37 protein-coding genes are annotated in these 24975 nt (G+C 53.6%); 3 read left to right on the forward strand and 34 right to left on the reverse strand.

The genetic code is table 11. The features are described 5' to 3' along the window. Nucleotides 1-74: 74 nt before the first annotated feature. From BN2591_RS05205 to BN2591_RS05355, 32 genes are all read right to left on the reverse strand, one after another. On the reverse strand, nucleotides 75-362 hold the full coding sequence (locus tag BN2591_RS05205) for a phage tail assembly protein (protein ID WP_086869598.1): 288 nt from the start codon (nucleotides 360-362) through the stop codon (nucleotides 75-77). Next, complete coding sequence (locus BN2591_RS05210) at nucleotides 359-715, reverse strand: phage tail tube protein (protein WP_086869599.1); 357 nt, start codon at nucleotides 713-715, stop codon at nucleotides 359-361. Before BN2591_RS05210 ends, BN2591_RS05205 begins: the two co-directional genes overlap by 4 nt. Further along, the gene (locus BN2591_RS05215; RefSeq protein WP_086869601.1) at nucleotides 715-2214 is read right to left on the reverse strand and encodes a phage tail sheath subtilisin-like domain-containing protein; all 1500 of its coding nucleotides are present in this window, start codon (nucleotides 2212-2214) and stop codon (nucleotides 715-717) included. The genes BN2591_RS05210 and BN2591_RS05215 overlap by 1 nt, the downstream gene beginning before the upstream one ends. Further along, nucleotides 2204-2380 (reverse strand): DUF2635 domain-containing protein, encoded by a 177-nt coding sequence (locus BN2591_RS05220; RefSeq protein ID WP_086869603.1) that lies wholly within the window; start codon nucleotides 2378-2380, stop codon nucleotides 2204-2206. Before BN2591_RS05220 ends, BN2591_RS05215 begins: the two co-directional genes overlap by 11 nt. 8 nt (nucleotides 2381-2388) lie before the next feature. Then, nucleotides 2389-2952, reverse strand: coding sequence for a phage tail terminator protein (locus tag BN2591_RS05225; protein WP_086869605.1), 564 nt, complete (start codon nucleotides 2950-2952; stop codon nucleotides 2389-2391). Further along, nucleotides 2949-3455 carry a hypothetical protein gene (locus tag BN2591_RS05230; protein ID WP_086869607.1) on the reverse strand — a complete coding sequence of 169 codons (507 nt, stop codon included), beginning with the start codon at nucleotides 3453-3455 and terminating at the stop codon, nucleotides 2949-2951. The genes BN2591_RS05225 and BN2591_RS05230 overlap by 4 nt, the downstream gene beginning before the upstream one ends. Continuing rightward, nucleotides 3430-3840: a phage head closure protein gene (locus BN2591_RS05235; protein WP_086869609.1), complete on the reverse strand. Its 411-nt coding sequence runs from the start codon at nucleotides 3838-3840 to the stop codon at nucleotides 3430-3432. Before BN2591_RS05235 ends, BN2591_RS05230 begins: the two co-directional genes overlap by 26 nt. Next, nucleotides 3837-4160 (reverse strand): head-tail connector protein, encoded by a 324-nt coding sequence (locus BN2591_RS05240; protein ID WP_086869611.1) that lies wholly within the window; start codon nucleotides 4158-4160, stop codon nucleotides 3837-3839. Before BN2591_RS05240 ends, BN2591_RS05235 begins: the two co-directional genes overlap by 4 nt. Before the next feature lie 75 nt (nucleotides 4161-4235). After that, nucleotides 4236-5462 (reverse strand): phage major capsid protein, encoded by a 1227-nt coding sequence (locus tag BN2591_RS05245; RefSeq protein ID WP_086869612.1) that lies wholly within the window; start codon nucleotides 5460-5462, stop codon nucleotides 4236-4238. Nucleotides 5463-5471: 9 nt separating this feature from the next. Beyond that, the gene (locus tag BN2591_RS05250; protein ID WP_086869614.1) at nucleotides 5472-6071 is read right to left on the reverse strand and encodes an HK97 family phage prohead protease; all 600 of its coding nucleotides are present in this window, start codon (nucleotides 6069-6071) and stop codon (nucleotides 5472-5474) included. Then, entirely contained in the window at nucleotides 6064-7290 is a 1227-nt protein-coding gene (locus BN2591_RS05255) for a phage portal protein (protein ID WP_086869616.1), read from the reverse strand. The genes BN2591_RS05250 and BN2591_RS05255 overlap by 8 nt, the downstream gene beginning before the upstream one ends. Further along, nucleotides 7280-7441, reverse strand: coding sequence for a hypothetical protein (locus BN2591_RS24575; protein WP_162842153.1), 162 nt, complete (start codon nucleotides 7439-7441; stop codon nucleotides 7280-7282). The genes BN2591_RS05255 and BN2591_RS24575 overlap by 11 nt, the downstream gene beginning before the upstream one ends. Next, entirely contained in the window at nucleotides 7438-9168 is a 1731-nt protein-coding gene (locus BN2591_RS05260; protein ID WP_086869618.1) for a terminase large subunit, read from the reverse strand. The genes BN2591_RS24575 and BN2591_RS05260 overlap by 4 nt, the downstream gene beginning before the upstream one ends. Then, on the reverse strand, nucleotides 9168-9605 hold the full coding sequence (locus tag BN2591_RS05265; RefSeq protein WP_086869620.1) for a phage terminase small subunit P27 family: 438 nt from the start codon (nucleotides 9603-9605) through the stop codon (nucleotides 9168-9170). Before BN2591_RS05265 ends, BN2591_RS05260 begins: the two co-directional genes overlap by 1 nt. A gap of 152 nt (nucleotides 9606-9757) precedes the next feature. Next, nucleotides 9758-10108: an HNH endonuclease gene (locus tag BN2591_RS05270; protein WP_086869622.1), complete on the reverse strand. Its 351-nt coding sequence runs from the start codon at nucleotides 10106-10108 to the stop codon at nucleotides 9758-9760. Between the two features lie 117 nt (nucleotides 10109-10225). After that, nucleotides 10226-10630, reverse strand: coding sequence for a hypothetical protein (locus tag BN2591_RS05275; RefSeq protein ID WP_086869624.1), 405 nt, complete (start codon nucleotides 10628-10630; stop codon nucleotides 10226-10228). Nucleotides 10631-10648: 18 nt separating this feature from the next. Further along, the gene (locus BN2591_RS05280; RefSeq protein ID WP_086869625.1) at nucleotides 10649-11263 is read right to left on the reverse strand and encodes a hypothetical protein; all 615 of its coding nucleotides are present in this window, start codon (nucleotides 11261-11263) and stop codon (nucleotides 10649-10651) included. A 335-nt stretch (nucleotides 11264-11598) separates the two neighbouring features. Continuing rightward, the gene (locus tag BN2591_RS05285; protein WP_086869627.1) at nucleotides 11599-12144 is read right to left on the reverse strand and encodes a hypothetical protein; all 546 of its coding nucleotides are present in this window, start codon (nucleotides 12142-12144) and stop codon (nucleotides 11599-11601) included. Continuing rightward, nucleotides 12144-12593, reverse strand: a complete 450-nt coding sequence (locus BN2591_RS05290) for a lysozyme (protein ID WP_086869629.1) — start codon at nucleotides 12591-12593, stop codon at nucleotides 12144-12146. The genes BN2591_RS05285 and BN2591_RS05290 overlap by 1 nt, the downstream gene beginning before the upstream one ends. Beyond that, nucleotides 12590-12874 (reverse strand): phage holin family protein, encoded by a 285-nt coding sequence (locus BN2591_RS05295; RefSeq protein ID WP_086869631.1) that lies wholly within the window; start codon nucleotides 12872-12874, stop codon nucleotides 12590-12592. Before BN2591_RS05295 ends, BN2591_RS05290 begins: the two co-directional genes overlap by 4 nt. Beyond that, nucleotides 12861-13241, reverse strand: a complete 381-nt coding sequence (locus tag BN2591_RS05300) for a phage holin family protein (protein ID WP_020454456.1) — start codon at nucleotides 13239-13241, stop codon at nucleotides 12861-12863. Before BN2591_RS05300 ends, BN2591_RS05295 begins: the two co-directional genes overlap by 14 nt. Nucleotides 13242-13573: 332 nt before the next feature. Then, nucleotides 13574-14173, reverse strand: a complete 600-nt coding sequence (locus tag BN2591_RS05305) for a hypothetical protein (RefSeq protein ID WP_086869957.1) — start codon at nucleotides 14171-14173, stop codon at nucleotides 13574-13576. Nucleotides 14174-14190: 17 nt separating this feature from the next. After that, a complete protein-coding gene (locus BN2591_RS05310) occupies nucleotides 14191-15183 on the reverse strand; it encodes a DUF968 domain-containing protein (RefSeq protein ID WP_086869633.1) in 993 nt (330 codons plus the stop codon). Continuing rightward, the gene (locus tag BN2591_RS05315; RefSeq protein ID WP_244172979.1) at nucleotides 15180-15899 is read right to left on the reverse strand and encodes a phage antirepressor KilAC domain-containing protein; all 720 of its coding nucleotides are present in this window, start codon (nucleotides 15897-15899) and stop codon (nucleotides 15180-15182) included. Before BN2591_RS05315 ends, BN2591_RS05310 begins: the two co-directional genes overlap by 4 nt. A gap of 11 nt (nucleotides 15900-15910) precedes the next feature. Beyond that, nucleotides 15911-16300 (reverse strand): RusA family crossover junction endodeoxyribonuclease, encoded by a 390-nt coding sequence (locus tag BN2591_RS05320; RefSeq protein WP_086869635.1) that lies wholly within the window; start codon nucleotides 16298-16300, stop codon nucleotides 15911-15913. Next, nucleotides 16297-16635, reverse strand: coding sequence for a LexA family protein (locus BN2591_RS05325; RefSeq protein ID WP_279627202.1), 339 nt, complete (start codon nucleotides 16633-16635; stop codon nucleotides 16297-16299). The genes BN2591_RS05320 and BN2591_RS05325 overlap by 4 nt, the downstream gene beginning before the upstream one ends. Before the next feature lie 9 nt (nucleotides 16636-16644). Next, entirely contained in the window at nucleotides 16645-18468 is a 1824-nt protein-coding gene (locus tag BN2591_RS05330) for a Dam family site-specific DNA-(adenine-N6)-methyltransferase (protein ID WP_086869637.1), read from the reverse strand. Next, a complete protein-coding gene (locus tag BN2591_RS05335; protein ID WP_086869638.1) occupies nucleotides 18465-18896 on the reverse strand; it encodes a PerC family transcriptional regulator in 432 nt (143 codons plus the stop codon). Before BN2591_RS05335 ends, BN2591_RS05330 begins: the two co-directional genes overlap by 4 nt. Continuing rightward, the gene (locus BN2591_RS05340) at nucleotides 18893-19774 is read right to left on the reverse strand and encodes a conserved phage C-terminal domain-containing protein (protein ID WP_086869640.1); all 882 of its coding nucleotides are present in this window, start codon (nucleotides 19772-19774) and stop codon (nucleotides 18893-18895) included. The genes BN2591_RS05335 and BN2591_RS05340 overlap by 4 nt, the downstream gene beginning before the upstream one ends. Next, a complete protein-coding gene (locus BN2591_RS05345) occupies nucleotides 19764-19949 on the reverse strand; it encodes a DUF4222 domain-containing protein (protein WP_086869641.1) in 186 nt (61 codons plus the stop codon). The genes BN2591_RS05340 and BN2591_RS05345 overlap by 11 nt, the downstream gene beginning before the upstream one ends. Before the next feature lie 239 nt (nucleotides 19950-20188). Next, nucleotides 20189-20650: a YmfL family putative regulatory protein gene (locus tag BN2591_RS05350; RefSeq protein WP_086869643.1), complete on the reverse strand. Its 462-nt coding sequence runs from the start codon at nucleotides 20648-20650 to the stop codon at nucleotides 20189-20191. A gap of 25 nt (nucleotides 20651-20675) precedes the next feature. Continuing rightward, nucleotides 20676-20900 carry a helix-turn-helix transcriptional regulator gene (locus tag BN2591_RS05355; RefSeq protein ID WP_086869645.1) on the reverse strand — a complete coding sequence of 75 codons (225 nt, stop codon included), beginning with the start codon at nucleotides 20898-20900 and terminating at the stop codon, nucleotides 20676-20678. A 107-nt stretch (nucleotides 20901-21007) separates the two neighbouring features. Here BN2591_RS05355 and BN2591_RS05360 point away from each other — a divergent pair, with 107 nt between their 5' ends. Then, nucleotides 21008-21667 carry a LexA family protein gene (locus tag BN2591_RS05360; protein WP_086869647.1) on the forward strand — a complete coding sequence of 220 codons (660 nt, stop codon included), beginning with the start codon at nucleotides 21008-21010 and terminating at the stop codon, nucleotides 21665-21667. Between the two features lie 328 nt (nucleotides 21668-21995). On the opposite strand, the gene BN2591_RS05365 is transcribed toward BN2591_RS05360, so the two are convergent. Beyond that, nucleotides 21996-22517 (reverse strand): hypothetical protein, encoded by a 522-nt coding sequence (locus tag BN2591_RS05365; protein ID WP_143468236.1) that lies wholly within the window; start codon nucleotides 22515-22517, stop codon nucleotides 21996-21998. Nucleotides 22518-22796: 279 nt separating this feature from the next. Further along, nucleotides 22797-23081, reverse strand: a complete 285-nt coding sequence (locus tag BN2591_RS05370) for a hypothetical protein (protein ID WP_143468237.1) — start codon at nucleotides 23079-23081, stop codon at nucleotides 22797-22799. Between the two features lie 407 nt (nucleotides 23082-23488). On the opposite strand from BN2591_RS05370, the gene BN2591_RS05375 reads away from it, so the two are divergent. Together BN2591_RS05375 and BN2591_RS05380 are read left to right on the forward strand one after the other, a co-directional pair. Next, nucleotides 23489-23851 (forward strand): hypothetical protein, encoded by a 363-nt coding sequence (locus BN2591_RS05375; protein ID WP_045507184.1) that lies wholly within the window; start codon nucleotides 23489-23491, stop codon nucleotides 23849-23851. Nucleotides 23852-23889: 38 nt separating this feature from the next. Continuing rightward, a complete protein-coding gene (locus BN2591_RS05380) occupies nucleotides 23890-24714 on the forward strand; it encodes a YfdQ family protein (RefSeq protein WP_086869653.1) in 825 nt (274 codons plus the stop codon). The last annotated feature ends 261 nt before the right edge of the window (nucleotides 24715-24975 follow it).

The raw sequence follows: 24975 nt of genomic DNA on the forward strand, positions 1-24975 counted from the left end.
CAGTACACTTAACGGCTCACACAGCAAATCAAGGGGGTTTATTCGCCAGTATCTGGCGCAATTGAAGTAATCGTTCAGGATTTGTCCGGCGTCGACGTCCCGAGGAAAAAACCAGCCACCTCCCAGCTAATCGTATTCAGATCCGCAGGAGACATGGTATCGACGGAGCTTGGCGGAATATTGCCAAGGCGCGCAATATATTTCGCCACCACACCTGCATCGAGCCTGACGCCAGCATCCCCCGTGGTGACGTACGGGAAGCCAAGCTCGCGGACATCCTTGCCGGTTGGCTCGCGAAGCTCAAGAACGCTGATCGTTTCACCATGTGCCTGAATCGGCTTTGTCAGTACAAGTTCGCTCACTGGTAATCTCCTTCTTCTCCGTGGAATTCAAGATCTGCCGTACCTTCTTCGGCGTTGTGGTTTGCTTCGCCATGAAGCCAGGCGGACGACAACACGTAGACCTGCCCGTTCGCCAGTTCGGCGGTAATGGTCATCTGATCCGACGTGGTAATTTTATTGACAGGAAAATCCTTTGGGACTTTGAAGGTCCCTTTGACGTAGGGCGCGCGGTGTGTCTCCTTACGATCCACAGAGCCATCCAGGCCAATCACATCGTCATTGACCGTCCTGTTCATCGGCACTTCAATGCCGCCGGTCAGGGACAACTGAAGCCCGTCAATTTTGAAATAACAGGTGCCACCAATACGGGACATCAGGCTGTCTCCTCTGGATATTGCAGGCGGAACTGATTAACGACAGCAAAGACACGCAGCTGGTTAATGTAATCCGGCGGGAAAAGAGTATTGAGGCGATTCGGGTTGTTCGCGTCGCGCTCAACAATGAGGTACTTCTTGAATAAATCGTAATTCTCGACGATGCCCGCGCGCTCCAGACGGCGATACACCGCCAGAAGCTCACCCTTGATCACCGCCGGGGTCACAATCGCCTGGCCGGATCCGAAGCGGGTTCCGTCGTTGGCGAGTTTATGGCGACCGTACTTGCTGGTAAGGACTGACTTCAGCGCACGCAGCACATAGGCGCTGGTATGGAGCGTCTCGCTGTCGAGATAGCTGTTATCCGCCGATCCCCAGGCATTGGTTTTGTAAGTGGTCACATCGCGCTGGATGCGCAGCACGCCGCCTTCGACATATGCCGTCGCCACACCGTGCGCCAGCAGGGATTGCTGCTCGGTCATCGTGAAGCGTTTCCCTTTCGGGGCAGGCAGCATATTCACCAGCTCACCGGTCTGCGTCGGGCGCGCCGGGTCGTTGCGGATAAAGACGGCGGCGCGGGCTGTACGACTGGCGGCCAGTTCGTCTGCCGGGGTCTGCGTCTCTTTTTCGTAACCCGCCAGGGTGATATGTGGCAGGTTGAACAGGTCACCGGCCGCCACCAGTTCAGACAGGGTGCCGAGCTTCGCGGTGTACACATGCCCGTAAAGCTGGCGAACATAGCTCCAGCGACCGCTGGTATCATTCATTTCACTGGCGAGGGCGTTAATTGACGCCGTGTCGTTAAACGGATGACCGATATAGTCAAACGGTTCATCCGCCATCGCCGCGATAGCCCCGGACAGATTCGGCGCGCCTGTACCGGCAGTGCCGGAGGCGACCGCCACCGAGACACCGGCAGGCAACACTTCATTGCCGCCAAAGCCGTAATAGTTCAGCGCAACAGGAATTTCATTGCCACACAGCCCCTTATGGCGGGCGGTGAGTGTCACCACACCCAGTGCTGCCGATGCGGTGAAAGGCAGTGTGGCGTCCGCGTTGATGGCGGCGCTGATGCTGGCCGCCACTGCGGCAACATCGTCGCCATTCACCACGGCGGCCTGGATGCGGGTACGACCGATATACACATTAACGATCCCGCTTTCCGTCGCCGCGCCGGTTACGGTCAGGGTGATTTTTGCCGCTGTGCCGGCTGCCGGTTCAGGCACGGCGATCACGTAGAGCTCACCAAACGGATCTGTTGCGCGGTACGCCTCAACCATGCGCGCAAGCTGGCTGCCTGCCCCGCAAATCTGTTTCGCGTAATCCGCTGACGGCATCAGCACAAGTGCACTGGTGGCGATGGCGGCACCGCTGTTAGCGTACCCGAGCAGTAACGCCGGGGCTGACGCCTGCGTGGTGTTCGCCGCCGAATTGTCCATCTCGGCATAGAACAACGGCACCAGCGTGTTAGCCGGTACGGTATTGAAACTAATTGTCATCGGATTTCACCTTTTTCGGTTTAACGTTGTCCGCGCGCTCAATGTCGCCGGCGGCTTCCCGGCGCAGCCAGTAGCTGTTTTCTTCGACATTCCGCCCGGCCTCGGGCAAAAGATCACCGCGGGCAGGGTCAGGAACTGACCGCCCGGCTACGGGTTTTACAAGCATGAAGCCTCTCAGTTTTCGGGAAAGTGGATTTCCGTGTGGTGCTCGATAACACCATCCGGGCCATTGCCGGGGTTGATAAAGTCGACGTCAATTGTAAGCGTCCGCAGGTCATCAAGGTGGTTCAGTTCATCCTGCTGGCGCGTGTCATCGCTGGATAATTCGTTTTCAACGACAAAATCAAACTGATACGTCAGCTCGTAGCGGTTCACATCCAGCAGCGTGCCGCCGTCGTAAGTGATGGGTTCGCCGTCCGGCTCGGGGTTCCAGCCCAGCAGGGCTTTGAAAAGCATGTTGCGGATATCGTGAACCACATCATAAGAGGCCCACTGCCCGCGCTCATCGCGCCCGTTGCTGACGAAAACGATGACGGAAAAGCCCTCCCGGAGATCCTGCCAGTAGTCGGTCTGGCTTTTCTGATCGCCCGGCGAATCATCCCCCGGAACAACATAAGCCGCCGGTAGCGCAAGTTTCCCGGCCTCCGGCAGGTTCTTGAACTGCGCGGCACCCGCCACGCGGTTTTGAAACACCGGGCAGCGGGCGCGCAGCGCGGCAATAATCGGTGCCAGTTTCATTTGCGTCGTTTCTCCGGCTTCAGTGAGAGGCGCAGCTCGCGCGCGAGAAAATAACGCGTCCAGGGGGCGTTGTGATTCAGCGTTTCAACCATGAAATTGTTACGCGGCGCCAGTCGCCAGCCACTTCCGCCTGAGGCACCCCGATGATGACTGCGCCGACGACGCGCACCGCCGCGAACACCATAGAAAAGGAATGCCGGATAGAAGTCGCCGGTGATGAGCCTGTTACCCTGCCCGTTGCGCTGGTTCGGCGCGATACGCGTCATAAAGCCAGGGCGCCGTTTACTTGCCTTTGGCACCATAAAGCCGATGGACTTCGCCAGTCTGCCGGTCTGAAAGCCGGGGTTTGCACCGGGTTCCGAGCGGCCTCGTCGCATCACCAGGCGGCGGGCATCGCGCATGTGCTTCTGGCCAATGCGAATAAAGGCCCTGCGCACCCGCGCGCGGTTGAAGCGCATCTCGCTGGGCTGCTGAAAATCAACGTGAAAAAAGGGTGTCGCCATTGCTGCTCCCTCCGCTGTTCGACGGTACGCCGAGATCGGTACACTCCAGCAGCAAAAAACGCCGCCTGCTGTTGAGGTCGCGGGCGCGCTGCACACGAAACACCTCATCGCCGAGAACGACTTCAAAATCTTTCGTGATGCCGGAACGCCAGCGGATCGTGATGTAATGGGTGATGGTATTCTCCGTCTGTGCCGTTTCCTGATAGGTGGTGGCGCTGGTCTGTGTCACCTTTGCCCAGGCATTAAACTGAACCGGATAGGTCGGTTCAGTGCCCATATCGTCCGACGGCGTGTCGACACGCTGGCGGATCTGGACCCGCTTATCGAGTTCACCCGGATCAGGCAGAATATAGGTTGCGCTGGTCTGCGCATGGCGTAGCTTCATAGCGGGATAAACCTGTACGGGCCGACCAGCCAGTTATAAGCCAGCGGCATCTCGGACTTCTCTATTTCACTGACCGACGAACGGTTTTCGTAGTAATGCGTCAGCAGAAGGAGCATCCCCAGCTTCACGTCATCAGGCATCATCAGCCCTTGCGGATCGGTATCAGGAACGGTCGCGTCTTTCGCATACAACGTACGGTTCAGGAATGACTCTGTCCGTGCCTGCACCGCCCTGCCAAGCAGCCCGAGAAGGGTGTCCTCATCAGTGAAATCCTCATCAAGCCGGAGTTGCGCCTTGATCTCTGTGAGTGTCAGCAGCATGAAAATCTCCATGCCCGCCGGATGACGGGCATAAAAAAACCGCTTTCGCGGCGGTGACTGTGCTTTTTTCGCCAGTTATGCGGCTGGTTTACCCACCAGCGCCTTGATAGCGGCCACGTCTTCCAGCACGCAATCGAAACGATGGAACGCCAGGAAGGCGGTCTGATCATACTCAGCATAACGTTCAACAAGGCGTTTCAGCGTCATATAGGTAATACGGCGCACGATGAAGCGGTCAAAGTCACCGAGGAAGGCGAATTTTTTACCCGCCGCGATACTGTCAATCGCCTGGTCAATCACGTATGGGATATTCAGAATGGTGGCCGGGGTACCGCCTGCCACATCCGGCAGCCACAGCGGGCGGTTCTGCCCGTCCACCATCTCTTCAATCACCTGGAGCGTGGAATCGTTGAACGCCCAGCGGAATTTAGGACCGCCGCGGTAAGCCGGGTCGATCGCGTGTTTCAGCTTGTTCATTTCCTGCCAGGTGAACGTAGCGGCAGCGGCCGTGTTTACCGTCCCGGTCACGGAGGCCACCAGGCCTTTCGGCTGCACCGGCGTGCCTGCACCGGTCCCCTGCACCAGATATTTTGCTTCACCGCGCCCGATACGCTGACCGATGCGTGATGCCAGATAAGCTTCAATATCCACACCACTGTCCTGCAGCAGTTCATTGGATACGCGGATAATTTTCGAAGACAGTTTTTTGGCACCCAGCGTTGCCGTGCCAAACGTCGCATCTTCTTCGGAAGCTTCCGTGTTTTCACCCAGCAGTTCCCCCTCTTCTGCCGTGCCGTCAGATGTTGACCAGGTAATATCCTGCCCATTCGACGTGTTGAGGATTTGAGCCACGCTGGCGATACCGCCGTAGGCTTTCATCGCGTCGACAATTTTATTCAGCATCTGCGTCGGCACGGTGTAACCGCCTTTGGCATCCGGCGTCGTACCCTGTGCACGCAGCTCTTTCACGGCCTGGCGCTCTTCGGCGGACAGTTCACTGAACCCGTGGCGCAGGAACTTATCGAACGCAGCGGCGCGGCGTTCGGCATTCTGCTCTTCCGGCGTGTTGTTACGCTGCTCCCGGCGTTGCTCGTCCTCCTGATCTTCAACGTGGATCTGATCGAGGCGGCGCAGTTCTTCCTGACGCCCAATCTGCTCATCGAGCGCATCCAGTTCAGATTTAGCAGTGTTCCACTGAGTGCGCTGCTCATCCGTCCAGGTGGCGTCACCAATTTTTTCGTGCAGGGCACGCATGTCGGTGGCGATAGTGTTACGTTTTTGCTTCAGTTCGTGCAGTTTCATGTTTTTTCCTTACGCGTTAAGAAGGTTCAGCAGGCGCTCGCGCGCCATTCGTTGATTAATGGCTTGCGCCAGCGCGCCGCTGTCGCGCGCCTCCTGCCAGGCTTTCATGGATCGGACACCGGAATCGGCTTCCTGATAGGCCGGGTAAGTGACCGGGCTCACGTCAAACAGCCGGGAAAAACGATTAATTTCGCGGATAACGATACCTTCGTCGTCCTCGTACCAGTGCTCGCCGTCGCGCGCCACGCGGAACGCGAAAGACGACTGGCTGATATCGCCCCGGAACATCGGGGCAAGGACCAGATCGCGGATGGTCTGGGTTTCGGGAGCGGTGATGTCATAGCGCAACCCCTTTTCATCGACGGACAGTGAAAGCGTACCGGCGGCACTGCGCCCCAGAATAAAGTTCGGATCATGGTTAAACAGCCCGCGCACATCATCATTCAGCACGTCGTCAAACGCGCCGGGCTTGATGATTTCACGGAATCCCCATAACGGCTCGGAACGGCTGTTGAACACCGAGCCATAGCCGATAATGTGCGTCGGCTGCTCACTGTGTTGCTCCGCCCGAACCTCGCCGCTGTAACAGCGGACTTCGCGATCATCCATTAGGTTGCTCCTCGCTTTTTGGGTCGGTGGTAAAGTCTTTTAGAGGGTTGGCGGCATTAACGCTGACCAGCATTTCATCCAGCCCTTCAACCGGGTTCATATCTTCAAACACGCGCGCCTCGTTGCGGCTCATCCAGCCATCCGTGATGGCGAAGTGATAGAACTGTGCGCGCTCCTGAGGTGTACCGCGCAGAAGCCCGGTGAGGTTAAACCGGGTATAGAAACCTGCAGCCAGTTCGGCGCGGGTGAAAAGGCGCCGGTTAAGCTCCTGCTCCCAGTTGGTAACCCAGGGCATCATGGTATAGCGGACAAACTGAATGGCCTGCTGGGTGATATTGGAGAACGTCGCTTTTTCCAGATCGTTAATCATGTGTGCCGGCACATTGAAAATACCGGCGATCATGGAGCGGTTCAGTTTGGTCATGTCGATTATCTGGGCATCCACGGGTGAAACCGTCAGCGCTTTGTAATCGAGATCCGCGGGCAGCAGCATTGTCTTGTTTTCCTGGCTGCGCAGTGCCAGTGCGGCTTTCTGCCAGGCTTCCTTCAGCCAGCTCCAGCTCTCTTTCTGAAGCGGTGTTTTCACCGAGACAATGCCTGCCGGGCGCGCGTTTCCGCTGAAAAAGGTTTCGGTGTACTTCTGCCCGCTCATGCCCAGGCCAATGGTTTCGGCGTGCTGCATAATCGGGCTGAGCCCCATTTTCTGGTTATTGCCCAGCGCCCGGATATGGATCATGTCATCCGGACTGATGGCAAAGGTGCCCTCTTCGTTATAAAGGCCGTAGGTATAGCGCCCACCGGTTTTCAGCAGGGTTGTTTCCCAGGGCATACAACTTTCAAGGCCGACAACTTCGCCGCGCCGGTTACGCTTTACCCACGAATAACCGTTCCCCCAGCCGAGGATGTGGCGCTGTTTCAGCTCGCGCCATTTGTAGCTGGTCTGCCAGATATTGGGCTCATCGTGAATGAGATAAAACGCCGGGTGATCGCGCGCGGGCTCAACCTTGCCGTTGTTCTTGCGCATAACATGCAGCGGCATCTGCGCCAGATTTGACGACAGAACGTAAATACAGGCGTAAACCGCTGCCAGTTTCATGGCCGTCTCGGGGCTGACGTAGACATCAGATTTAAAAATCCCGTCCGTATCGACCATGTCGCCACTTATCGGCGTGGCCGGATTCTCCAGTGATTCACTTCTGAATAAGGCGTCAAGCAACACGTTTCCCCCTTCTGGCCATTGCCAGTGCAGCCACCAGCAACAGACCGCCGGAGAACATCAGGGCGGGTGCCAGCCCGAACTGCAGATAAAACCCCGCCGTGAGCAGTCCGTAACCGGTCAGCCCGATAACATCGCTAATTATTGATTTCACAGGAATAGCAGGTCCTCATCAGGATCGAGGTTAGAAAGGAAATCTTTCGGATCATTCAGCATTGCGCGGCCAACTCCCATCATCAGGCCAACTGCCCCATCAATTTTGTTGCCTGCGCCTTCTTTCACCGGACGTACAACATCGTCGCTACCCGGTAAATTCTTGCCGACCACGTTTGATATGCACCAAGTCATCAGCGGATTGCCGTCGTGATGGAATCGTTCAGCAGCAATCGCGGCCTCAATCTCACGCATGGGATCGCTCATGTTGGTGTAATTCTGGGTAATGGTGACTGGCTCCAGCCCTTCATCATGCAACATATGAGAAAGGCCGGTTGCTCCATAGGGGTCAATCGGGCTCGCCGCTATTTTTACGGTTTCACGTAATTTCAGGATCGCTTCGAATATAAGGCGGTAATCCACTTCGGCACCGTCAGAAGGAACCAGCACACCCTGATTAACAAAGGACTGGTAACGATCGGCGATCGTTTTCAACTTCTGGTCAGTCGCATAGACAGTGTCCTCCGGGACCCAGAAAAGAGGCGAAACGCAGTAATAATGGCTTACCCCGTCGATTTCGCGGCGGAAAACCGGAACGACAGCGTTCAGGTCGAGTTTTGACGCCAGGTCTATACCGAGATAACACTCCTCCCCCGCAAAATCTGACAGTTTGAGCGTCTTGTCTGCAGCGGCCATCCATTTCTGCAGGTTGTAATAAGCCGCTTTTGAACTCACCCATTTGTTGAAATGCTTGGTGAGTATTTTGTTGGTCTGGCTTGGCGTGGATATCGCCAGCTGCTGCTTGGCCCTGAGGAAATCCCCTTTAACAGAAATGTTGTAATTAGGGTTGGCTTTTTTCAGCGATTCCGGCTGCGTCCAGTCGTCCTCTTCATCCAGTGTGTAGATAATCCCGAAAATCGCTTCGTTTTCTCCCCCTTCTCTGATGCGCTCAAGTATCTCCACCACCTGGGTACGCTTCTCATAGCATGGCGAGGCAATATCGAAACCGGCCGTGGTGATGATAAGCGTGATGGGCTGTTCCCTTGCCCCCATCCCGGTTGTCATCGTCGTATAGAGTGCGTCAGTATCGTGCTCGTGATACTCGTCGATGATGGCGCAGGATGGTGAATCGCCGTCACCGGGGTCGCCGATAATAGGCGCGAACAGGGAGCCATCCGGGCGCGTCATCTTCTTCGCCCAAGGTTTGATGTTGAACTTCTGGCGCAGTGCCGGAAGCTTTTTCACCATCGCCAGCGCAGGGGCAAACACTTTCCAGGCCTGTTTTTCCGTCGTGGCGCCACAGTAGACTTCCGCTGCGTATTCACCATCGGCACAGAACATATAGTTCCCGACAGCCGCCGCGATCGCCGATTTGCCATTTTTACGGGGCACCTCGATGTAAATCTCAGTGAAGCGGCGATAGCCGGTATCCTTGCGAATCCAGCCAAACGGCACGCCCAGCGCAAATTTCTGCCAAGGTTCAAACTCTATGCGCAGCTTCCGGCGAGCCCACTCACCTGAGGTATGCGGCATTTTCTGGGAAAAGCGAAGGAACCGTTCTGCTTTATTTTTATCGAAGCGGTAAGGCCAGCGTGGATCTTTGGCGCGCTCCAAGTCGTCCAGATGTCGCTGACAGGCAAGAATAGTTAACCGGCAGGCCAGAATCTTCCCGTTCACGACGTCCCGCGCATACTGGTTCGCCGCATTGACGTGCGGATATGTAGCCATCAGTCAAACTCATCAAATTCATTCCCTTCATCGTCCGGATCATTTTTACCGCTGGTCATTCTTATACGGCTGAGCGGGTCTAACCCGAGCAGTGAACCCAGACGGGCGAGCTGCGAAACGGAGTCATTACGGACATTGACTGCAGGGTGTTTTTTCTCCCCCCCAATTTCACTTGATACTGTCAGACCGTCTTTCGCGATGACTTTTTCGGCCTCAACCATCAGGTGAAACGCATTGCAGTACGCCAGGAGTAACGGCGCGTCCTCCAGATCAAAGACGCCACGTTCGATTAAAATTTTGCTCTGCGTTTTCCAGATGCGGATCGCTATATCGCTCATTAACTCATCCGGCGGCGCGATCCTGGTCAGTTTGCTCTTCTGGTTCTGAGGCAAATTGCGCTTGCGGCCACCACCGGAAGATCGCACAGCAGTACCCATCAAAACCTCCAATTCAATAAGCAGAAGCTTCCGGAAAAAAGTTTCTTATTTTGGGCGCGTAAAAATTTGACGAGGCGGGCAGTCCTGAAGGCAGGGGGTTGCAGAGATTTACCCTCCCCCTCCCTGTGGTGCTCACTTGATGATACAGGTTCTCATTTGAGACGTTCACGCCCGGTCTTCGTGGCATGGCATGACCAGCACAATGCCTCAAGGTTGCTGTCCTCATCCGTGCCGCCGTTGGCCTTCGCGATGATGTGGTCGACGCACGCCGCAGAAACAGCCTGGCCTTTGCGCAGATGTGCCTGGCACAAATGCTTATCACGCTTCAGGATCCGCGCGCGTATCACGTCCCACTTGCTGCCATAGCCACGCTGGTGGCGTGACTGTCCCGGCTTGTACTGTCGCCAGCCTTCGCCTTTGTGTTCTTCGCAGTAACCAGATGGATCGGTTGTTGTGCAGCGGCAGCCACGCACACGGCAGGCTTTGGGTGTACGTGGAGGCATGGAAAATTTCTCGATTGTTTAGCGCATGCGAGGCGCAATAAAAAAGCCACCGGCGGATGCCAGTGGCTTGTTACACGCAATAAAAAAGCCGCCAATAGGCAGCTTTAAAATTATTAATTACCCAGCTTTATCAAGATATTGAGGTCTCGGTAAGTAGAATCTACCATCCTGTGTGTAGTGATAACACATATCAACAATATGGATATGCTTTTCACCCTGCACCCACTGAAAATGTAAGACCCAGTCTGAAGTACAATACTTGGGATGTCGTTGAATGTACTCAGGCAGACCGATATGGTAATGCCAAAGTGAATGAGACATCGCATAAGTGAAATTTTCATCCCCCTCATCAACATTAGACCATGAAGGAGAAATTTTTCCTTTAAACTGAGAGAAATCACTTAGCCCACACCGCTCAAATTGCTCAGTAAAATCAAGGACCGCGTCCTGATCTTTTTCACTGAAATTTGCAAATTCCTTGGCAAAAAGCTTACCGAATGAAACGGTGTATTGTTGAGTCATCCAACAGCGGCCTTAAGATTAAGATGCGTGGGAAAGAATGAACCGACGTTTTTCTTCGCGGGACATTCCAGGAGTCATCTCAATCTTATCAGATGCCAGCGCCAGAGACATACGATTCTTATCAAAAGCAATGACTGCTTTCTCTCTTTCTGCTGTCTGCTTAGCAAGTTCTGGTATCTTTTTCATGGTTTCTATTGTAGCGAATAAACCAGTTAAGGTTTCAGCTTTAAGTGCTTCAAGGGCAGTCCTGCAAGCAACCCTGTCAGCTGACAGGATTCTTGAAAAGGAATCTTCGGTGATTTCAACTGCAGCCTCTCCAGTGGAGATCCCTGCGATTGCTGCACTAACTAATGCTTGCGTCAAATGCACAGGTTCACCGTTGTCGAATGCAATCTGAAGTTTGGCAATCCCTTTTTCAAGCTTGTCTCTGATGACAAAAAGCTGTTTAAGATGTCCAGAAACATCACCTTTTAAACGAAGCACTGCATCAGGGGTCATCCCCCGACTACGGAACGAGGGATTATAGGTGATGTTTTGTACGCTCGTTATAGAAACGGCAACATTTGTCGCCTGCGCCTGTGTAGTAAGCAGCAAGGGCGCAAGGCTCATTCCTAATGTGGCGAAAATGTTCATACGTGTCTCCGCGATATACGCAAAGCAACTCTAATCGGTGTTACGGCGTCCCTTTCAACAATAGTTATAACCGTATTTCAATTTTTTGTGCAACAGAGTTGTATCAAATTCAGAAATGGGAGGTTACCAGAGCACATTATGCCCATGCCTCTCCAAGAGGGCGCGGCATTATAAACACGTTTTAACGGTTCGTCAAAACTGTTTAAACCTATCATGCTTCGAAGAACAACAGCAATAGGGATGAGCTCATAGATATCATCGGCAGCAAACAATCAGAACTTTAATAATCTTGCACCTTGATGTTCATGATAGCGAGCTAGGTGTATCGTTCTATCCTAATGTGTTGTGCCACCTTGCTTTAAGCGGGAAACTTCGATACTTCTAATAGCTGAAAGCTGGTTATTTATTGTCTCGATAGTTGCCAGTAACGGACGAATCCACAACACCGCCTGACAATATGTCAGCCCGCTGGTGGCAGCGGCACTACCATTGGTTGTGTCAGGCTGGCCGGAATCGGCGTGCATTGCGCTGGCACGTAAACGGTACGTGTATTCGAGCAACCCGCGAGCAATGTCAGCAGGAACAGGCAGATCACAGGTTTTCTCACGGCGAAGAATCTCCCGGTATTCAATAACGGTTTTTTCGGCATCACCGGCTACCACGGCGTTTGCACTGGCAGCAAGTTGCGCCACCTGGTTAAACCGGTTCACGTTGAATGCCTGCGTGGCAATCACCTGCCCCTGCAGCGCGTTGTCACTCTTCAGGACGCGGTTATCGCTTTCGGCTGTAGAAAGGTCAGCTTTTGCAAACGCCAGCAGCGCAGCCAAAACGGCAATAACAACCACTGCCGCAATTGATGCAATAGCAGTTATGCGGTTCATCACGCACCATCCAGGAATAACGCACGCTCTGCCTCACGGCGACGGGTTAGACCAGTCAGCACCTGCCCGCCAGCTTTGTTCCAGCGCAGGAACTCATCGGCAGCGCCACGGTAATCGCCTGCATTTAGCTTTTTCAGAAGCGTAGAGGTTGATAGAGGAAGCGGGCCGAGATTGTAGGCAAAAGACACCAGCGCATCGAACTGGCCCTGCGTCAGTTTAACTTTTACCAGTTTCGACACGTCGCTTTCATAGCCAACAAGACCGGTTCGCAACAGGCGCTCTGCCGTGTCCTCTTTAATTGTCATCCCTGCGCGGATCGGCTTTCCATCGACAGGCCGTGTCCAGCCATAGCCGATCGTCCATTTTCCGATACTGTCCTGATACGCCGTCAGCCGCAGACCTTCAAACTGTTTGATGAGCGCAATGCCCTTATCGCTGATCTGCATTATTCTGGCCTCAGTACGTGAAAAATCCGGGCTACGTTACCGCGCGCAGCGAATACAGCAGCGCAGATGATGAGATTCATCAGCACGGTCGCCCAGTGGGCATGGAAATAGAAGTTGAACATGAAACGGAATGGCACCGTGGCATAAGCCAGGATGATCAGATAAGCCAGCCATGACGCCCACCAGCTGTGTCGCCCGCCAGGCTTACGAAACATCATCAGCCGCAGAACGATAGCGGTACTGGTCACCACGTTGGTCAGTACCAGCGGATCACTTGTTACCATTTGTCCCTCCCCGCCACCTTTGCAGCAGCGACAGGGGATCCTGCTCGCTGAAGAAGGTGAGCGTCTTAATCGCCACCGCGGAAAGCAAAACCGCGCCGAGCGCATCAAGCGGTTTGTCACTGTAATGGGTGATGCTCGCCAGCATTGAACCCACCAGCCCGGAGCCGTACACGCCAGCGAAGTAAGAAACGATGAAGTAGGCAGAACGGCGGAGAATCGTCAGATCGGCAGCCGTGGCGACATAGAACACGGCACCAGCGAACGCACCGAACACGACGCCGTAATCGGTGCCGGTTAACAAGCCATACAAACTGGCACCGGTTAAAGCGCTTGCCGCCGCGGCGGAACCGGAAACAGGTTCGGACATTTAGCCCCCTCGTATTTGCTGTGAGTCCTCTCAGATTTGAGGGGAAATGAAAAGGCCGCCAGATGGCAGCCTCAAAAGATTCTTGGAATGAAGGTTTGATAGTTGAGATCGGCGATATGACAGGGGTACTGGTGCAAAGCACCCCGCGAATACCCCTGTCGTATCGCCGGAAAGAAAAAGCCCCGAATGACGGGGCTTAAATCTTGTTCAAATTGTTGCTTCTCATCGCTGCCATCGTGGCGCAGCTCTGCCAAGCATGAACGGATTATCTGATTTTTTGGCTAATTTTCAACTTAAAAACAATAATGCAGCACTAAAAGCTAAAAAATGATTCAAGAGGACAGCAGTTTTCTAGAAGACAGAAAGACCTTTGCTCTGAAAATTTCCAGGCACCAGCGCACACGCTTTCTGGCCTCACAGTCAGTTAACCATGGTGCCAGCGCCTGCAGATCTCTTGTGATATCCGAAATCTTTTTGCGTGTGGTGTAGTACTGAAGCCCGACGATATAAACCGGATCATTCAAATCAAGCGCCTGCAGTACTGATTGCTCGACAAAATCAACATCGTCATTGTGTAGAGCGTTATCGATGACGCTGCTTGTCTGCTGAGGCCATAGTATTGCCTGAGCGCGATTCATCGCCTGCTGCCCTTTAAATCCTTCTTTTCTGGCCTGTTCAAGTGCGCAGGTAAAACGCTCAAGCGCCTTATCAGACCAGTTACCGCCCTTAATTGCATTCCAGCATCCGTGACCTCTTGGCATACGAGGACCAATGTTCCCTCTTACTCCTTCCCCCCATGTGCTAAGCAATGACTTAATCCACGCCGACTGAACGCCTGTAAGGAGAATACTTTTCCCAAGCCAACTTTTTCGTGGTGCCGCGGCTGCCTTTTCCAGAGCTGAACGATGTGCACGCTTTTGACGAGGTGTCATTATTTTTATCTCCACAATTACGCCAGCACGCCGATAGACAGCGCGCGATCTAAAAAACGAAACAGCAGCACAAGCTGGCTGCCATATTTTTCTTCAAATGCCACGGTGTCAGCGTGCAACGCGTCGTGATGCGCTCTGCAAAGCGGGATCACAAACAGGTCGTGCGCCTTGGTACCCATTCCACCGTTACCGTGGCCGATCAAGTGGTGGGGATCGTCTGCGGGGTTGTTACAGCACATGCATTGCTGCGCTTTAACCCAGCGGGTGTACTTCTCGTTTTCCCAGCGACGGCGCTTAGGGCGCAGCATGAAGGATTCCGGCGTCTCCGTATCGATGCGCAGCGCCAGCACCTGCTTTGCCACTTCCTCAACAATTTCCCGTGCCTGCGGCATGCCGGGTATCAGGTCAAGTTCACGCGTTACCGACTTAATGACCGGCTTAGGCATAAGAAGAACCTGCCTGGCGGCTTCCTCCGGCAGCACGTCGGCAAGCCCGTTACGCGCCAGCCACCAGCAGAACTCCGGCAGCGTCAGCGAATGGGAGTCGTCGAAGCCAAGCTCGCGGCGTGCGGTAGTGAGGATGTATGCAGCGCAATTTGCGCGGGCAATACCCGCCAGTTGCTCGGTGCTGTGCTCGCGAAGGATGTTGTCGCAATGCCAGCACAGCCGGATCGCGCCCGGCGCGTGACGCATGGTTGTCATGTTCTCATCGTGCCAGCTTTCGTGTGGCCACTGGCAACCGGTACCGGATTCAAGCCAGCTTTCCAGACCGTTAATGCCGCCAGCGCGGCGCAACACTGCTTCATTTTCGAAGACACCCACCAGAGCCGGATCTTCCGCCAGCGGCTGCTCTGCTGGTGGCAGTTCACCGTTCGGCATGCCCGCCAGGCGCTCGGGTTCGTTCTCAAGCAGCATGCGCCCGCGGCGAAAGTGCGGCAGCAGGGAAGCACCTGGACGGAACATGACTAGGCCAAGCTCGGTAACAACCACGGGATTTAACAGTACCCTCACTGCGCATCCCCCTGCGCTTTATACGCTGTCCACAGACCGCCAATCCATTGCACGCCCTTAGCGGTAAAGCGAGCCTGGCTGAAAGCGTAATTTGAGGTATTTGTGGTCCCGGTTTTCACTTCAAAGCGTTTTGCTTCGATGTGCTGGTGATGCGGTGTCAGCACGCCGCCAAGGCGATACATGATCCCCTTTTCAATGAGGAACAGGCGAAAATCCGGCTCTTTGGCGTTTAGCAGCTTTGCCACCTGCCTGAATGACATTGAGCCATTCGCGGTGCAGTAACGGTCGACAAATTCCACTTTCGGCGCGGCGGCGGCCAGTTCCTGTTTTAGGTGTTGCTGCTGTTCAGCAAGATCAGCGGCGAGGCGCAGCGCTTCAGGCAGTGACTTCGGCACCTGCATTGCCTGCTGGCTTTCCAGTTCCTGCCAGCGATCCACCAGGCGGGCGGTAAACTCTGGCGACAACTGAGCCACCACCACATAGCTATCGCGCTTACCTACCAGATAAACCGATGCTGATTGCCCGAGGTGATTTTTAACTTCCTCCATTGGAGGAAGTTGAATAACGCCGCGCTCTGCCAGTCGCTCAATGGTGCGCTTAACATTGTCGTGGCGAGACTCAACCAGTTCAGAAATGTCATAGCTGCTCATAGTCAGTTCCTGCCCCTGCATAAATGGCGCAGGGGTAAAAGCTGGTGTTGCGTTCATCTGTTGCATGCGTATCTCCGTTAAGCGGCTGCAACCGCTGTTGGTACATATTTAGTTATCGAAATTTCAACCTTACCGCCCTTCACTACTGGCCCCCATTCCACCAGCATGCGCTTAACCTGCCTGTCGTCCTCCCACACTCCGGCATGCGTCAGCGAGTCCAGCAGCGCTTTGTTGTAGTTGTCGATGTCCCGGCGGCGGTTGTCCGGCGGGTAAAGGGTGATTTCCACTGCTGCCAGTTCAGTTGACGGTTTTGGCAGACGGCGTAACTGCTCGATGATTGCCGCGCAGGCGTCGCTTTGGTACTTGCGCCCGGCGGCGCTGATGAGGTGGCGGCCTTTCAGCGGCCCCTTATTCGGGGCGCGCCAGTAGGTGTTCACGCTGGGCGGGAAAGGTAAAATTAGCTTCATGCCGCGGACCCTCTGCGTTTCAGCCATTCATGAGCCAGATCAGCAGAGCTTTCCTCACCCGCCAGCAGCGCCCGGATCACTTGTTCAGCTTCATCGAGCGCCAGCGTGTCATTTACGCCGATTACTTTGATACCGCGCGCGGTGCCGCTGGCGATTGTGATATAGCCTTTTTTCACCAGGGCGCGCAGGTGTTCAAAAGCAGCATTACCCGACACGACGCCAATCAGCGCCGCAAGCTCGGTATAGGTCGGCGGGTAGCCGTGCATGTTGTGAAAATCCACCAGCGCATTTAGCACCTGCTGCTGTCGGTCAGTCAGCGGTTTACGTTTATCCACGGTTCCCCCTCAGAGAATGGCCACGATGTCGGTGGCGGTTTCGCGCGTGCTGCCTTTGCTCGATATGGCGCGGCGGGCGCTAACGTGGTGCAGGTCGAAGCCATGCCCCTTGTAAAGCTCGATGATGCGAGGCGCGGTGGAATTGCTGATCACCACTCTGGCGCCACGCTGATGCGCAGCAACACAGCAGCGCGCTAACTCCTGCTGGTCGTCCCACGTAAAACCCCCTGCGGCATAGTTGGTAAAACCGGCGGTACCGGGCATCGGTTCATATGGCGGATCGCAGTAAACGACATCGCCCTCACCTGCCAGCGCCAGCGTGCGGATGTAACCGGCATTCATGAACACGCAGCGGCGCGACATTGAGACGAAGGCGTTTATCTCGGCTGCGGGAAAATACGGAGCACGGTATTTGCCATAGCCGACATTGAAATCGCCGTTGCGGTTGTAGCGGATCAGGCCATTGAAGCAGTGGCGGTTGATGTACAGGAAGGCGGCGGCGCGCTCAGGGCCGGACATTTTCTGATTGTTGAACTCTTCGCGACAGGCGATATAGCTATCTTCATCGTTCAGTTTTTCAAATAATCCCTTTGCCCACTCGGTTACCAGCTCGGGAACCACTGTCAGCATCTGGTACAGGTTGATCAGGTCAGCATTAACATCCGCCAGCAGAAAGCTTTCATGCTTATCAGAATTGATAAACACCGAACCGCCGCCCACAAATGGCTCAATGAGGCGTTTACCTGCCGGGATGAGGCGATCAAGTTCTGGCAACAGTGAATACTTGCCACCAGCCCATTTGAGGAACGGGCGCTGGTAAATGCGCGGGGCTGGTTCAGCAACCGGCAAAGCTGCAGCAATGCGTTCGCCAATCCAGCGCATGACTGGTACCGCCATGCTGTTCCCTATTGCTTTATAACGTGGACCATCCGGGCAATCGGCAGCATTTTTTCCATTCCAAGGGATTTGCGTATGATTGTCCGGAAGCCCCATCTGCCTTTCATTCTCTACCGGCATCAGGTGCCTGATTCGGCGTTCTGGAGTAGCAACGTAAGTTTCTCTGTCATCGAGAGAGCCAGCCCCTCTTGCTGTGAGACAAACAGGCACGGGCGTCTGTTTTGTCGGGGGATTAACCCGGCGCAGGCTCTCGGGCTCAAATAGTATTTGTCCGGGATCGATGTCTGTTCGAGCAGTTGCGACAAGCAAAATTCGCGGGCGTCGTTGGGCCACTCCGAAGTATTGTGCATCAAAGGTTCGCCAGGCCACTCGGCGCTGTCGTCCAATAACAGCACCACGCTTTGACCAGACAGGAATGTGCTTACAGGTCTTTTTATCCCAGCGCCAGAATTTGCTGTTGGAGCCTGATGCAGGTCGTGGACCAGGTTCGAACTCCTCATTTTCTCCAGCCATTCCAGCAAGAAAGCATCCGAAGGCATTATCTTTTGAAGAGAAGGCGCCCGGGACATTTTCCCAGACGAAAATTGTTTCTGGTTTGCCATTTGCCCGGCGCTGGATGTCGATTGCATCAGCAGTTTCCACATAAGAAAGAGTTAATTGGCCACGCGGGTCACTTAAACCTTTGCGAAGGCCACCGATAGAAAAGGCCTGACACGGCGTACCGCCGACCATAATGTCGGGTGCTTCAACTGTTCCGGCGCGAACCGCAGCAGCGATTTTGGTCATATCGCCCAAGTTGGCTACTTCAGGCCACCGCGTCGCCAGCACGGCAGCCGGGAATTTTTCTATCTCAGCGAACCATGCCGCTTTCCAGCCCAATGTTTCCCACGCCACGGTGGCGGCTTCAATGCCACTGCAAACTGATCCGTATCTCACAGCGAACCTCCATTACACGTTTCGTTCCAGCGGTTCCCGGCGCCGTCAGCGACACCGCGTGTCATCCCGGAAAGGCATTTTGCCCGGCGCAGCGCGAAGCAAGCTCTGGCCTGCGGCGTTTTGGCGCAGTCAAATGCTTCCAGCCATACAGTGGCAGCGCGACGACGTAAGCCCCTTTCCTCCAGATCAAGTGCCTTGTTCGCCAGTTCAACCGGACGGCCCGTTTCGCTGGGGGCAATCGGTGCGTCTGTGTAATACAGGAAAAAGCGGCCAAGTGGCTTGCGCTTCAACTGGCCGATGCTCGCCAGTCGCTCAAGCGTGCGCTGTACGACTCTGAGATCCAGATGTTCAAGGCCACAACACACCTCGTTAGTGGTGCATTCGCCGTTTTGCTGGATGTATTCGAGGACTTCGGAAAACATGCTCATGACCTGAACCCCGCGTTCTCCGGCAGCGAATAATCAACATTCTGGAAACTGGCGCGCGCTGCTGTGCTGCTTACCCATTCGCCGTTACGGCGTTCCGGGCGCCCTGCCTCAACCCACCTGTTCGCGGCCTGAAGGTAACCAGGGAATTTTGATGGAAGGAAAAGCGTTGTCGGGCGCAGGTATTCAGCCATGCGCAGATCCTGCCCCCATTTTGCGGTTGTGTAGTCCACAACGAGATCCAGCTCAGCAACGGTGAAACCATCACCAAGGCGGGCACGGATGTTATCCAGCGAGGATTTACTGACCTGATACCGTGATCCGGTCTTCTGGTTCAGGTAGGTCAAAACCTGTTTAGCCTGATCGGTGATCACCACCGCAACGTCGGGTTGCGCAGCAACCGGACAAGAAGGTTTTTTATCTGATGGATCTGTAGTTGAATTTACTGACGGATCCCCCCCAGATTCTGACGGGTGAAAACTGCCTGTTTTGCTGGATTTCGACGCGTCAGATTTTGAGGCATCAGAATTCGACCCATCAGATTTTGATACGTCAGATTTTGACGCGTCAGAATCTGACAGGTGAGAAAAAGCAGCGGCCTGAAGTTTTGCCACATTGAGCTGGTAAACGTTCGACGCGTTACGATTACCCTTGCGGCGCTGCTGACGTGTCAGCCAGCCGTCCTGCTCCAGCTTGCCAATCGCGGTTCGTACAGTGCTTTCACCCGCACCAAGCTGGCGGGCAATCGTCTCGATGGACGGCCAGCACACGCCCTCGTCGTTGCTGAAGTCAGCCAGGCGCGCCATGATCGCCACGCTGGACAGCTTCATGCCAGAAGCGGCACAGGCGTCCCAGACGTAACCGGTTAATTTAGTGCTCATGGTCGTCCTTTATTTCTCTGAATTTACGCTGGAACTGCTCAAACGGGCTGAAGCATTCATGCTCGTAGCCTTGCGCTTCACGAAGATAGATAACGCGCTGCTTTTCTGGCTCCCAGCGGATGACCCGTACCGGGATTCCGTAGTGGTCTCTGAATTGCCGGTTAACTTCAGCCATGCTTCGCGCCCCTGCTCATTCATAGTGGCAAACGCCTCTACCATTCCGGCGGCTCGCTGGTAGTTGTGGGCGTCAGCGGTACCGCGTACTCTTTCCACATAGCCGAACGGTGCATTACGCCCCACCAGCGGTGGGCAGCGGAATTGCTTAGCTGGCCGATATCGGTTTAAACTGTTCATGCGTAGGTATCTCCACAATGATCGACACGCCACGACGCCAGAGGCTGCAACCTGCTGGCGTCACTTCTTTTTGCGGCTGAATAATTCGATGATGGCCGCGACTTCTTCTTCACGCGCAGCCATATGACGGCGGTGATATTCGTGGATAAGTTCTGCTTCATGCTGTTCAATCACCCCGTCTTCCAGTGCCTGTTGGATAATCTGATCAACCTGCCCGCGTGCTGCGGCGGTGCGCATTGCCCTGCTAAAAAGGTCGACGCGATCGAGATCTTCAAAGGTTGGGACTTCCACCAGCAGACAACCGCGGCGCTTCGCAAAGTAATCAGCCAGGAATGAGGTATTCGATAAGTCCTCCATCGCTTCCAGCTCTGTCACTTCGAAAAACCGGCAACCGTTTTTCTCGTAGAGGTTGTTGGTAAAGGTCGTTGGCGTCATGCCCAATGCACCGGCCATCGCTTCACGTCCACCTGGATAGGCTTTACACATCGCCTTAACCACTTCTTTTAAACTGTGCTCTACCATCTTGATTTTCCTTTGGTAGTTATGTTTACGCCGCAGTTTCACTAGACTGCGGAGGTGGAAAAACATCATCGATACTGACTTCTGCGCCGAAATCATTGAGGGCAGAAACGATTGCACGGCACTGATCGATGTTCATTTTCCTTTTGCTGTTTTCGTAGTGACAAACGGCCCCTTTTGTTACACCAAGTGCACTTGCTAAGTGGCCTTGTGTAATGCCCAGTTTTGTTCTTATTGCTCGAAGATTATTCATTTCACTCTCCCGTTAACAAGATAAATATACATTTTGTATTTTTAATTCACAAGTGAGATATACGTTTTGTGACTCGATTAAAAGTATACGAGTTGTATTATTTTGGTATGACTATGAAATGGTACGACTTAGCTAAATCCCTGATGAAATCACAGGGAATTACTCAAGAGCAGATGGCAGAACATCTTGGTATAACCAAAGGTGCCGTTAGCCATTGGTTAAATGCACGGCGTGAACCTAGCTTGGAGGAGATCGCACGAATACTAGAGTTTTTAGGGAAAAAAAATTTTTCCGTTGGTGCGGGCGGTTTAATAGTTGATGAGACCCTCAAAGGGGATGTTGAGTACGTTGGTCCATATAAACCAGGTAAAAAGTATCCAGTATTAAGTAGCGTCAAAGCTGGGGCCTGGGGTGAAGCTGTAGAAGCTTATACCTTGAAAGATATCGACCTATGGCTTGAGTCTGATGCACATATCCAGGGAGAGGCATTCTGGCTGGAAGTTGAAGGTGATTCTATGACAGCACCAGTTGGACTGAGTATTCCTGAGGGTACCTTTGTCTTGTTCGATACAGGAAGAGATCCAATAAACGGCAGCTTGGTGATTGCAAAACTGTCAGATACAAATGAAGCCACTTTCAAAAAATTGATCATTGATGGTGGTCAAAAATATTTGAAAGGGCTAAATCCGCAATGGCCACTTGTTCCAATCAATGGAAACTGTCGAATCATTGGCGTTGCCGTTGAAACCAAGCTACGACTTCTCTAAAAATCACTTGACGCCCAGCTTCCCGGCTGGGTTCGAAGAATCATACTGCGCTACACGTCTAAATAGCCTTATTCGCAACTATCTTAATCAATTCTTTCTTTAATAAACAAATACATAATGTTAACTTTTATTTTTTGTATACAAATCGTATTGACCCAAATGAATACGTTTTGTATATTCAATTCATCAACAGCGAACAGGCAGGACGCCCACGAAGTAGCCGCCCGGGGCGTATGAAGACCGGGATGATTCGCGGGAAATAAAAAGCGCCCCGCAGGACGCTTTGCTCTTTAACAATCTGGATATCCCAATCGCATAGCGGTGACATTTACCAGGCACCTCGATTAGTAAAGCTATTCGCGTAAGTACGTTTGTGTGAATTCTTCGCTGCCGGGGTTTTATCCATTTTAAATTCAGCATGACAGGATGGACAAAAATGTACCCAAAAAGAGGTCTTTACCGCTTTATCAATTCCCGGTTGAAGCATCGATATTCTCTTCTGCTGATAACAGTGTGGACACGCATTCACGGTTATTTGCAAATCACCCACAGCAAGCTGTTTCGAATACACCAGAGAACCAGCTTCCGTTTGATGAAGACAATAACCTTCAGACTCGGACTTAAAATCTTCGAACTCAGCAATTTTTGCTTTGAGCAGTATTACATCTTCGTCACGAGAGCGGATCGCATCGCCAAGAGCGAAACATTCGGACTGAAGCGTTAGTAGCTTGCTCTGAAGTTCAATTGTTGCGGCTTTCACCTCAGCGTCAGTTTTAGCGTCACTTATTAATTTGGCGAGACTCGCGGTCTCTTTAATAGCGGTCATTGCCGCCGAAAGTTCAGCAATCACTTGAAATACTCTTTTGTTGTTGGGGATATCCAGATTAACCGAATCCTCGTTGTTGGGGAATGACCAGGATCCACCGAGCCTGATGTGGTGAAAAGACAGGCAAAAAAAGCAGTACGGCGTATGGCACATGCGTCGTTAGCGGTCCGGGGATTCCTTTGACAGTATCCCGATCCAGCGGGTAGCCGGAATGTGCAAGCCAGCCCCGTACTTCGGCCTGAGCGATTCACCATCGTGGCGATTCGGTGTGACCACCGGGAAGAGTCCGGTAAAACGCGGCGGCTAAAAGTGCGATCTCGGATAGCTAAGGATTTCGATAACGGTGTGGCGGGCCTGCTCGACGCTCTCAGTGTAACCGGGAATTTCGACGGGAGCCTCCATGATGAAATCCACAGCATCATCGGTGCTGATGGTACCGTCAGTGATAAGAGCCGAGAGAAGCGCAATGGTGAATTCAGAACGTGCGACGAGGTTTACAACGTTTTTCTCGGCTACTGCCTGAGCCTCTTTCAGGCGGGCAATTTCGAGAGTCAGTTGGTTGATTTGTTGCTGCAGCACCGTGTCCATATTCGAACCCTTCTGGTTGGGTGAGAACACCAGGACACCACCGAACCTGATGTGGTTAAAAGCCAGGCACACAACATGAAAGCGCACTCCTTCTCTCATCAGTTATGGGTGGCAGGTGTGATTAAGCGGGAGTGCGCTTCCAGTTGTGGTGAATTGCAGCCGCTTCGACGGTAACCAGAAGATAAGCGTCTGGCACCACACAACAGTATAAATGCCAACTGGAAGTTTTTGGCGGCGTCGGATCTTTCCCGTGAGGGCGCCGCAATTTTTTACGCAACACACAAGAGCATCACCGGGCGACGGGCTCATAACCCAATCCACCCGGGCGATTGCAGTCGCAGATGCTCTTGTGTGTTGTGTGGAGATACTAACCGGCGGTGTCTGCCGCCATTCTGAGGGTAAAACCGATGGACAAAGAACGTTTGACCAATATCCCCGACTTCTTCGGGGAACTCGACGGCGGCGTGTTCGAAACCAAAGTGGCAGCAGCACTGAATGAAGTTGCCCTTGGCGTGCTGAACAACGGCAACAAAGGCAAGGTGACACTCACTTTCGACATTTCCCGCCTCAGCAATTCGATGGAAGAAAAGCGCGTGGGCATCGTCCATAAGCTGGCATACGTTAAGCCAACGCCGCGCGGTAAAACGTCCGAAGAGGACACCACCGAAACCCCAATGTACGTCAACCGCGGCGGGAAGCTCACCGTGTTGCAGGAAGACCAGGGGCAACTGTTCACCCTTCAGGGCCAGCCGAACCAGGCACAGCGCTAACCGGCCCGGTTTCATAACCATTCACGTAAGGAAAAAACATGTCTCAACAAGTCGACTCAACCGCCATTAGTCAGATCCGCGATCTGGTTTTCAGTCAGTTGGTTGAAGAAAAGCTCGCTGGCGCTGACTGCCCGGCTGTCGCGCTGCCGAAAGACGTAAGCGTGGAAAGTCTGGAAAAGCTTTATACCACCCGTTTTCGGTTTCGCGGAAAGATGGAAACCCAGAGTATCGAAGATTTCGTCCGCTACTCCAGCGACTATGCTGCTGACGGCACCCGCTGTTTTATCAATGCGGACAGCATGGCTGCAGTATCCGTATTCAATCTGGGCACGCTGGAAAATCCCGGTCATGCAGATAACAAAGCTGTTCTGTCGCTGAAATGCACCTCACCTTATACCGCGCTGCTGAAAATTAACGGCGATCGCAACAACCAGAAGCAACTGGCTGAGTGGCTGGAAGACTGGTCTGATTATGTCACCGGGTTCGATGCCGACGGACAGGTTATTGAAGCCAAGCGCGCGGCGGCGGCTGTTCGCAAAATCACAATCGATGCGATCCGCAGCGCGGAGTATGAAGATCAGGACTTCAGCGGCAAACGTTCTGTGATGGAAAGTGTTGAAGCCAAGAGCAAAGACATTATGCCGGTTGCGTTTGAATTTAAATGCATCCCTTATGAAGGGCTCAGCGAATACCGCATCAAGTTGCGCATGAGCATTCTTGCCAGCGACAGTCCGGTGCTTGTTCTGCGTATCACGCAACTGGAAAGTTACGAAGAAGAAATGGCCGCAGAATTCCGCGATCTGCTCGTAGAAAAATTCAAAAACAGTAGCGTGGAAACATTTATCGGTACCTTCAGCGCTTAATTTCTCTGCTGCAAATGCCCCCCCTCGGGGGCATTTATGGAAGCGAAATCAATTTAATTATCGCCACCCGGCGAGGGATTCGTGCATCCAAAAATCGCGCGTTGCAGCGCGCAAAGGAGATACAACGCAATGAGACAAGAACTCGCATCAATGACCATTATCGAGCTGGTGAGGGCCGCCAACAATTACGCCACCAGCATCAAGCAGACCGGAGTTTATTCGGACCTGATTAAAGAGCTGTCTTCTCGCCTTGAGGCGTTG

The organism is Kosakonia pseudosacchari (assembly GCF_900184035.1).
GTDB lineage: Bacteria > Pseudomonadota > Gammaproteobacteria > Enterobacterales > Enterobacteriaceae > Kosakonia > Kosakonia pseudosacchari.

Coding starts and splice junctions, on each gene's coding strand:
- BN2591_RS05375 (WP_045507184.1), top strand. CDS start 23,489: ATGGACAAAGAACGTTTGACCAATATCCCCGACTTCTTCGGGGAACTC.
- BN2591_RS05275 (WP_086869624.1), bottom strand. CDS start 10,630: ATGACTCAACAATACACCGTTTCATTCGGTAAGCTTTTTGCCAAGGAA.
- BN2591_RS05280 (WP_086869625.1), bottom strand. CDS start 11,263: ATGAACATTTTCGCCACATTAGGAATGAGCCTTGCGCCCTTGCTGCTT.
- BN2591_RS05370 (WP_143468237.1), bottom strand. CDS start 23,081: ATGGACACGGTGCTGCAGCAACAAATCAACCAACTGACTCTCGAAATT.
- BN2591_RS05340 (WP_086869640.1), bottom strand. CDS start 19,774: ATGAGCACTAAATTAACCGGTTACGTCTGGGACGCCTGTGCCGCTTCT.
- BN2591_RS05345 (WP_086869641.1), bottom strand. CDS start 19,949: ATGGCTGAAGTTAACCGGCAATTCAGAGACCACTACGGAATCCCGGTA.
- BN2591_RS05300 (WP_020454456.1), bottom strand. CDS start 13,241: ATGTCCGAACCTGTTTCCGGTTCCGCCGCGGCGGCAAGCGCTTTAACC.
- BN2591_RS05295 (WP_086869631.1), bottom strand. CDS start 12,874: ATGGTAACAAGTGATCCGCTGGTACTGACCAACGTGGTGACCAGTACC.
- BN2591_RS05220 (WP_086869603.1), bottom strand. CDS start 2,380: ATGCTTGTAAAACCCGTAGCCGGGCGGTCAGTTCCTGACCCTGCCCGC.
- BN2591_RS05225 (WP_086869605.1), bottom strand. CDS start 2,952: ATGAAACTGGCACCGATTATTGCCGCGCTGCGCGCCCGCTGCCCGGTG.
- BN2591_RS05350 (WP_086869643.1), bottom strand. CDS start 20,650: ATGGTAGAGCACAGTTTAAAAGAAGTGGTTAAGGCGATGTGTAAAGCC.
- BN2591_RS05245 (WP_086869612.1), bottom strand. CDS start 5,462: ATGAAACTGCACGAACTGAAGCAAAAACGTAACACTATCGCCACCGAC.
- BN2591_RS05260 (WP_086869618.1), bottom strand. CDS start 9,168: ATGGCTACATATCCGCACGTCAATGCGGCGAACCAGTATGCGCGGGAC.
- BN2591_RS05315 (WP_244172979.1), bottom strand. CDS start 15,899: ATGCAACAGATGAACGCAACACCAGCTTTTACCCCTGCGCCATTTATG.
- BN2591_RS05320 (WP_086869635.1), bottom strand. CDS start 16,300: ATGAAGCTAATTTTACCTTTCCCGCCCAGCGTGAACACCTACTGGCGC.
- BN2591_RS05210 (WP_086869599.1), bottom strand. CDS start 715: ATGTCCCGTATTGGTGGCACCTGTTATTTCAAAATTGACGGGCTTCAG.
- BN2591_RS05285 (WP_086869627.1), bottom strand. CDS start 12,144: ATGAACCGCATAACTGCTATTGCATCAATTGCGGCAGTGGTTGTTATT.
- BN2591_RS05335 (WP_086869638.1), bottom strand. CDS start 18,896: ATGAGCATGTTTTCCGAAGTCCTCGAATACATCCAGCAAAACGGCGAA.
- BN2591_RS05235 (WP_086869609.1), bottom strand. CDS start 3,840: ATGAAGCTACGCCATGCGCAGACCAGCGCAACCTATATTCTGCCTGAT.
- BN2591_RS05230 (WP_086869607.1), bottom strand. CDS start 3,455: ATGGCGACACCCTTTTTTCACGTTGATTTTCAGCAGCCCAGCGAGATG.
- BN2591_RS05265 (WP_086869620.1), bottom strand. CDS start 9,605: ATGGGTACTGCTGTGCGATCTTCCGGTGGTGGCCGCAAGCGCAATTTG.
- BN2591_RS05305 (WP_086869957.1), bottom strand. CDS start 14,173: ATGACACCTCGTCAAAAGCGTGCACATCGTTCAGCTCTGGAAAAGGCA.
- BN2591_RS05250 (WP_086869614.1), bottom strand. CDS start 6,071: ATGGATGATCGCGAAGTCCGCTGTTACAGCGGCGAGGTTCGGGCGGAG.
- BN2591_RS05355 (WP_086869645.1), bottom strand. CDS start 20,900: ATGAATAATCTTCGAGCAATAAGAACAAAACTGGGCATTACACAAGGC.
- BN2591_RS05215 (WP_086869601.1), bottom strand. CDS start 2,214: ATGACAATTAGTTTCAATACCGTACCGGCTAACACGCTGGTGCCGTTG.
- BN2591_RS05240 (WP_086869611.1), bottom strand. CDS start 4,160: ATGCTGCTGACACTCACAGAGATCAAGGCGCAACTCCGGCTTGATGAG.
- BN2591_RS05270 (WP_086869622.1), bottom strand. CDS start 10,108: ATGCCTCCACGTACACCCAAAGCCTGCCGTGTGCGTGGCTGCCGCTGC.
- BN2591_RS05360 (WP_086869647.1), top strand. CDS start 21,008: ATGACTATGAAATGGTACGACTTAGCTAAATCCCTGATGAAATCACAG.
- BN2591_RS05380 (WP_086869653.1), top strand. CDS start 23,890: ATGTCTCAACAAGTCGACTCAACCGCCATTAGTCAGATCCGCGATCTG.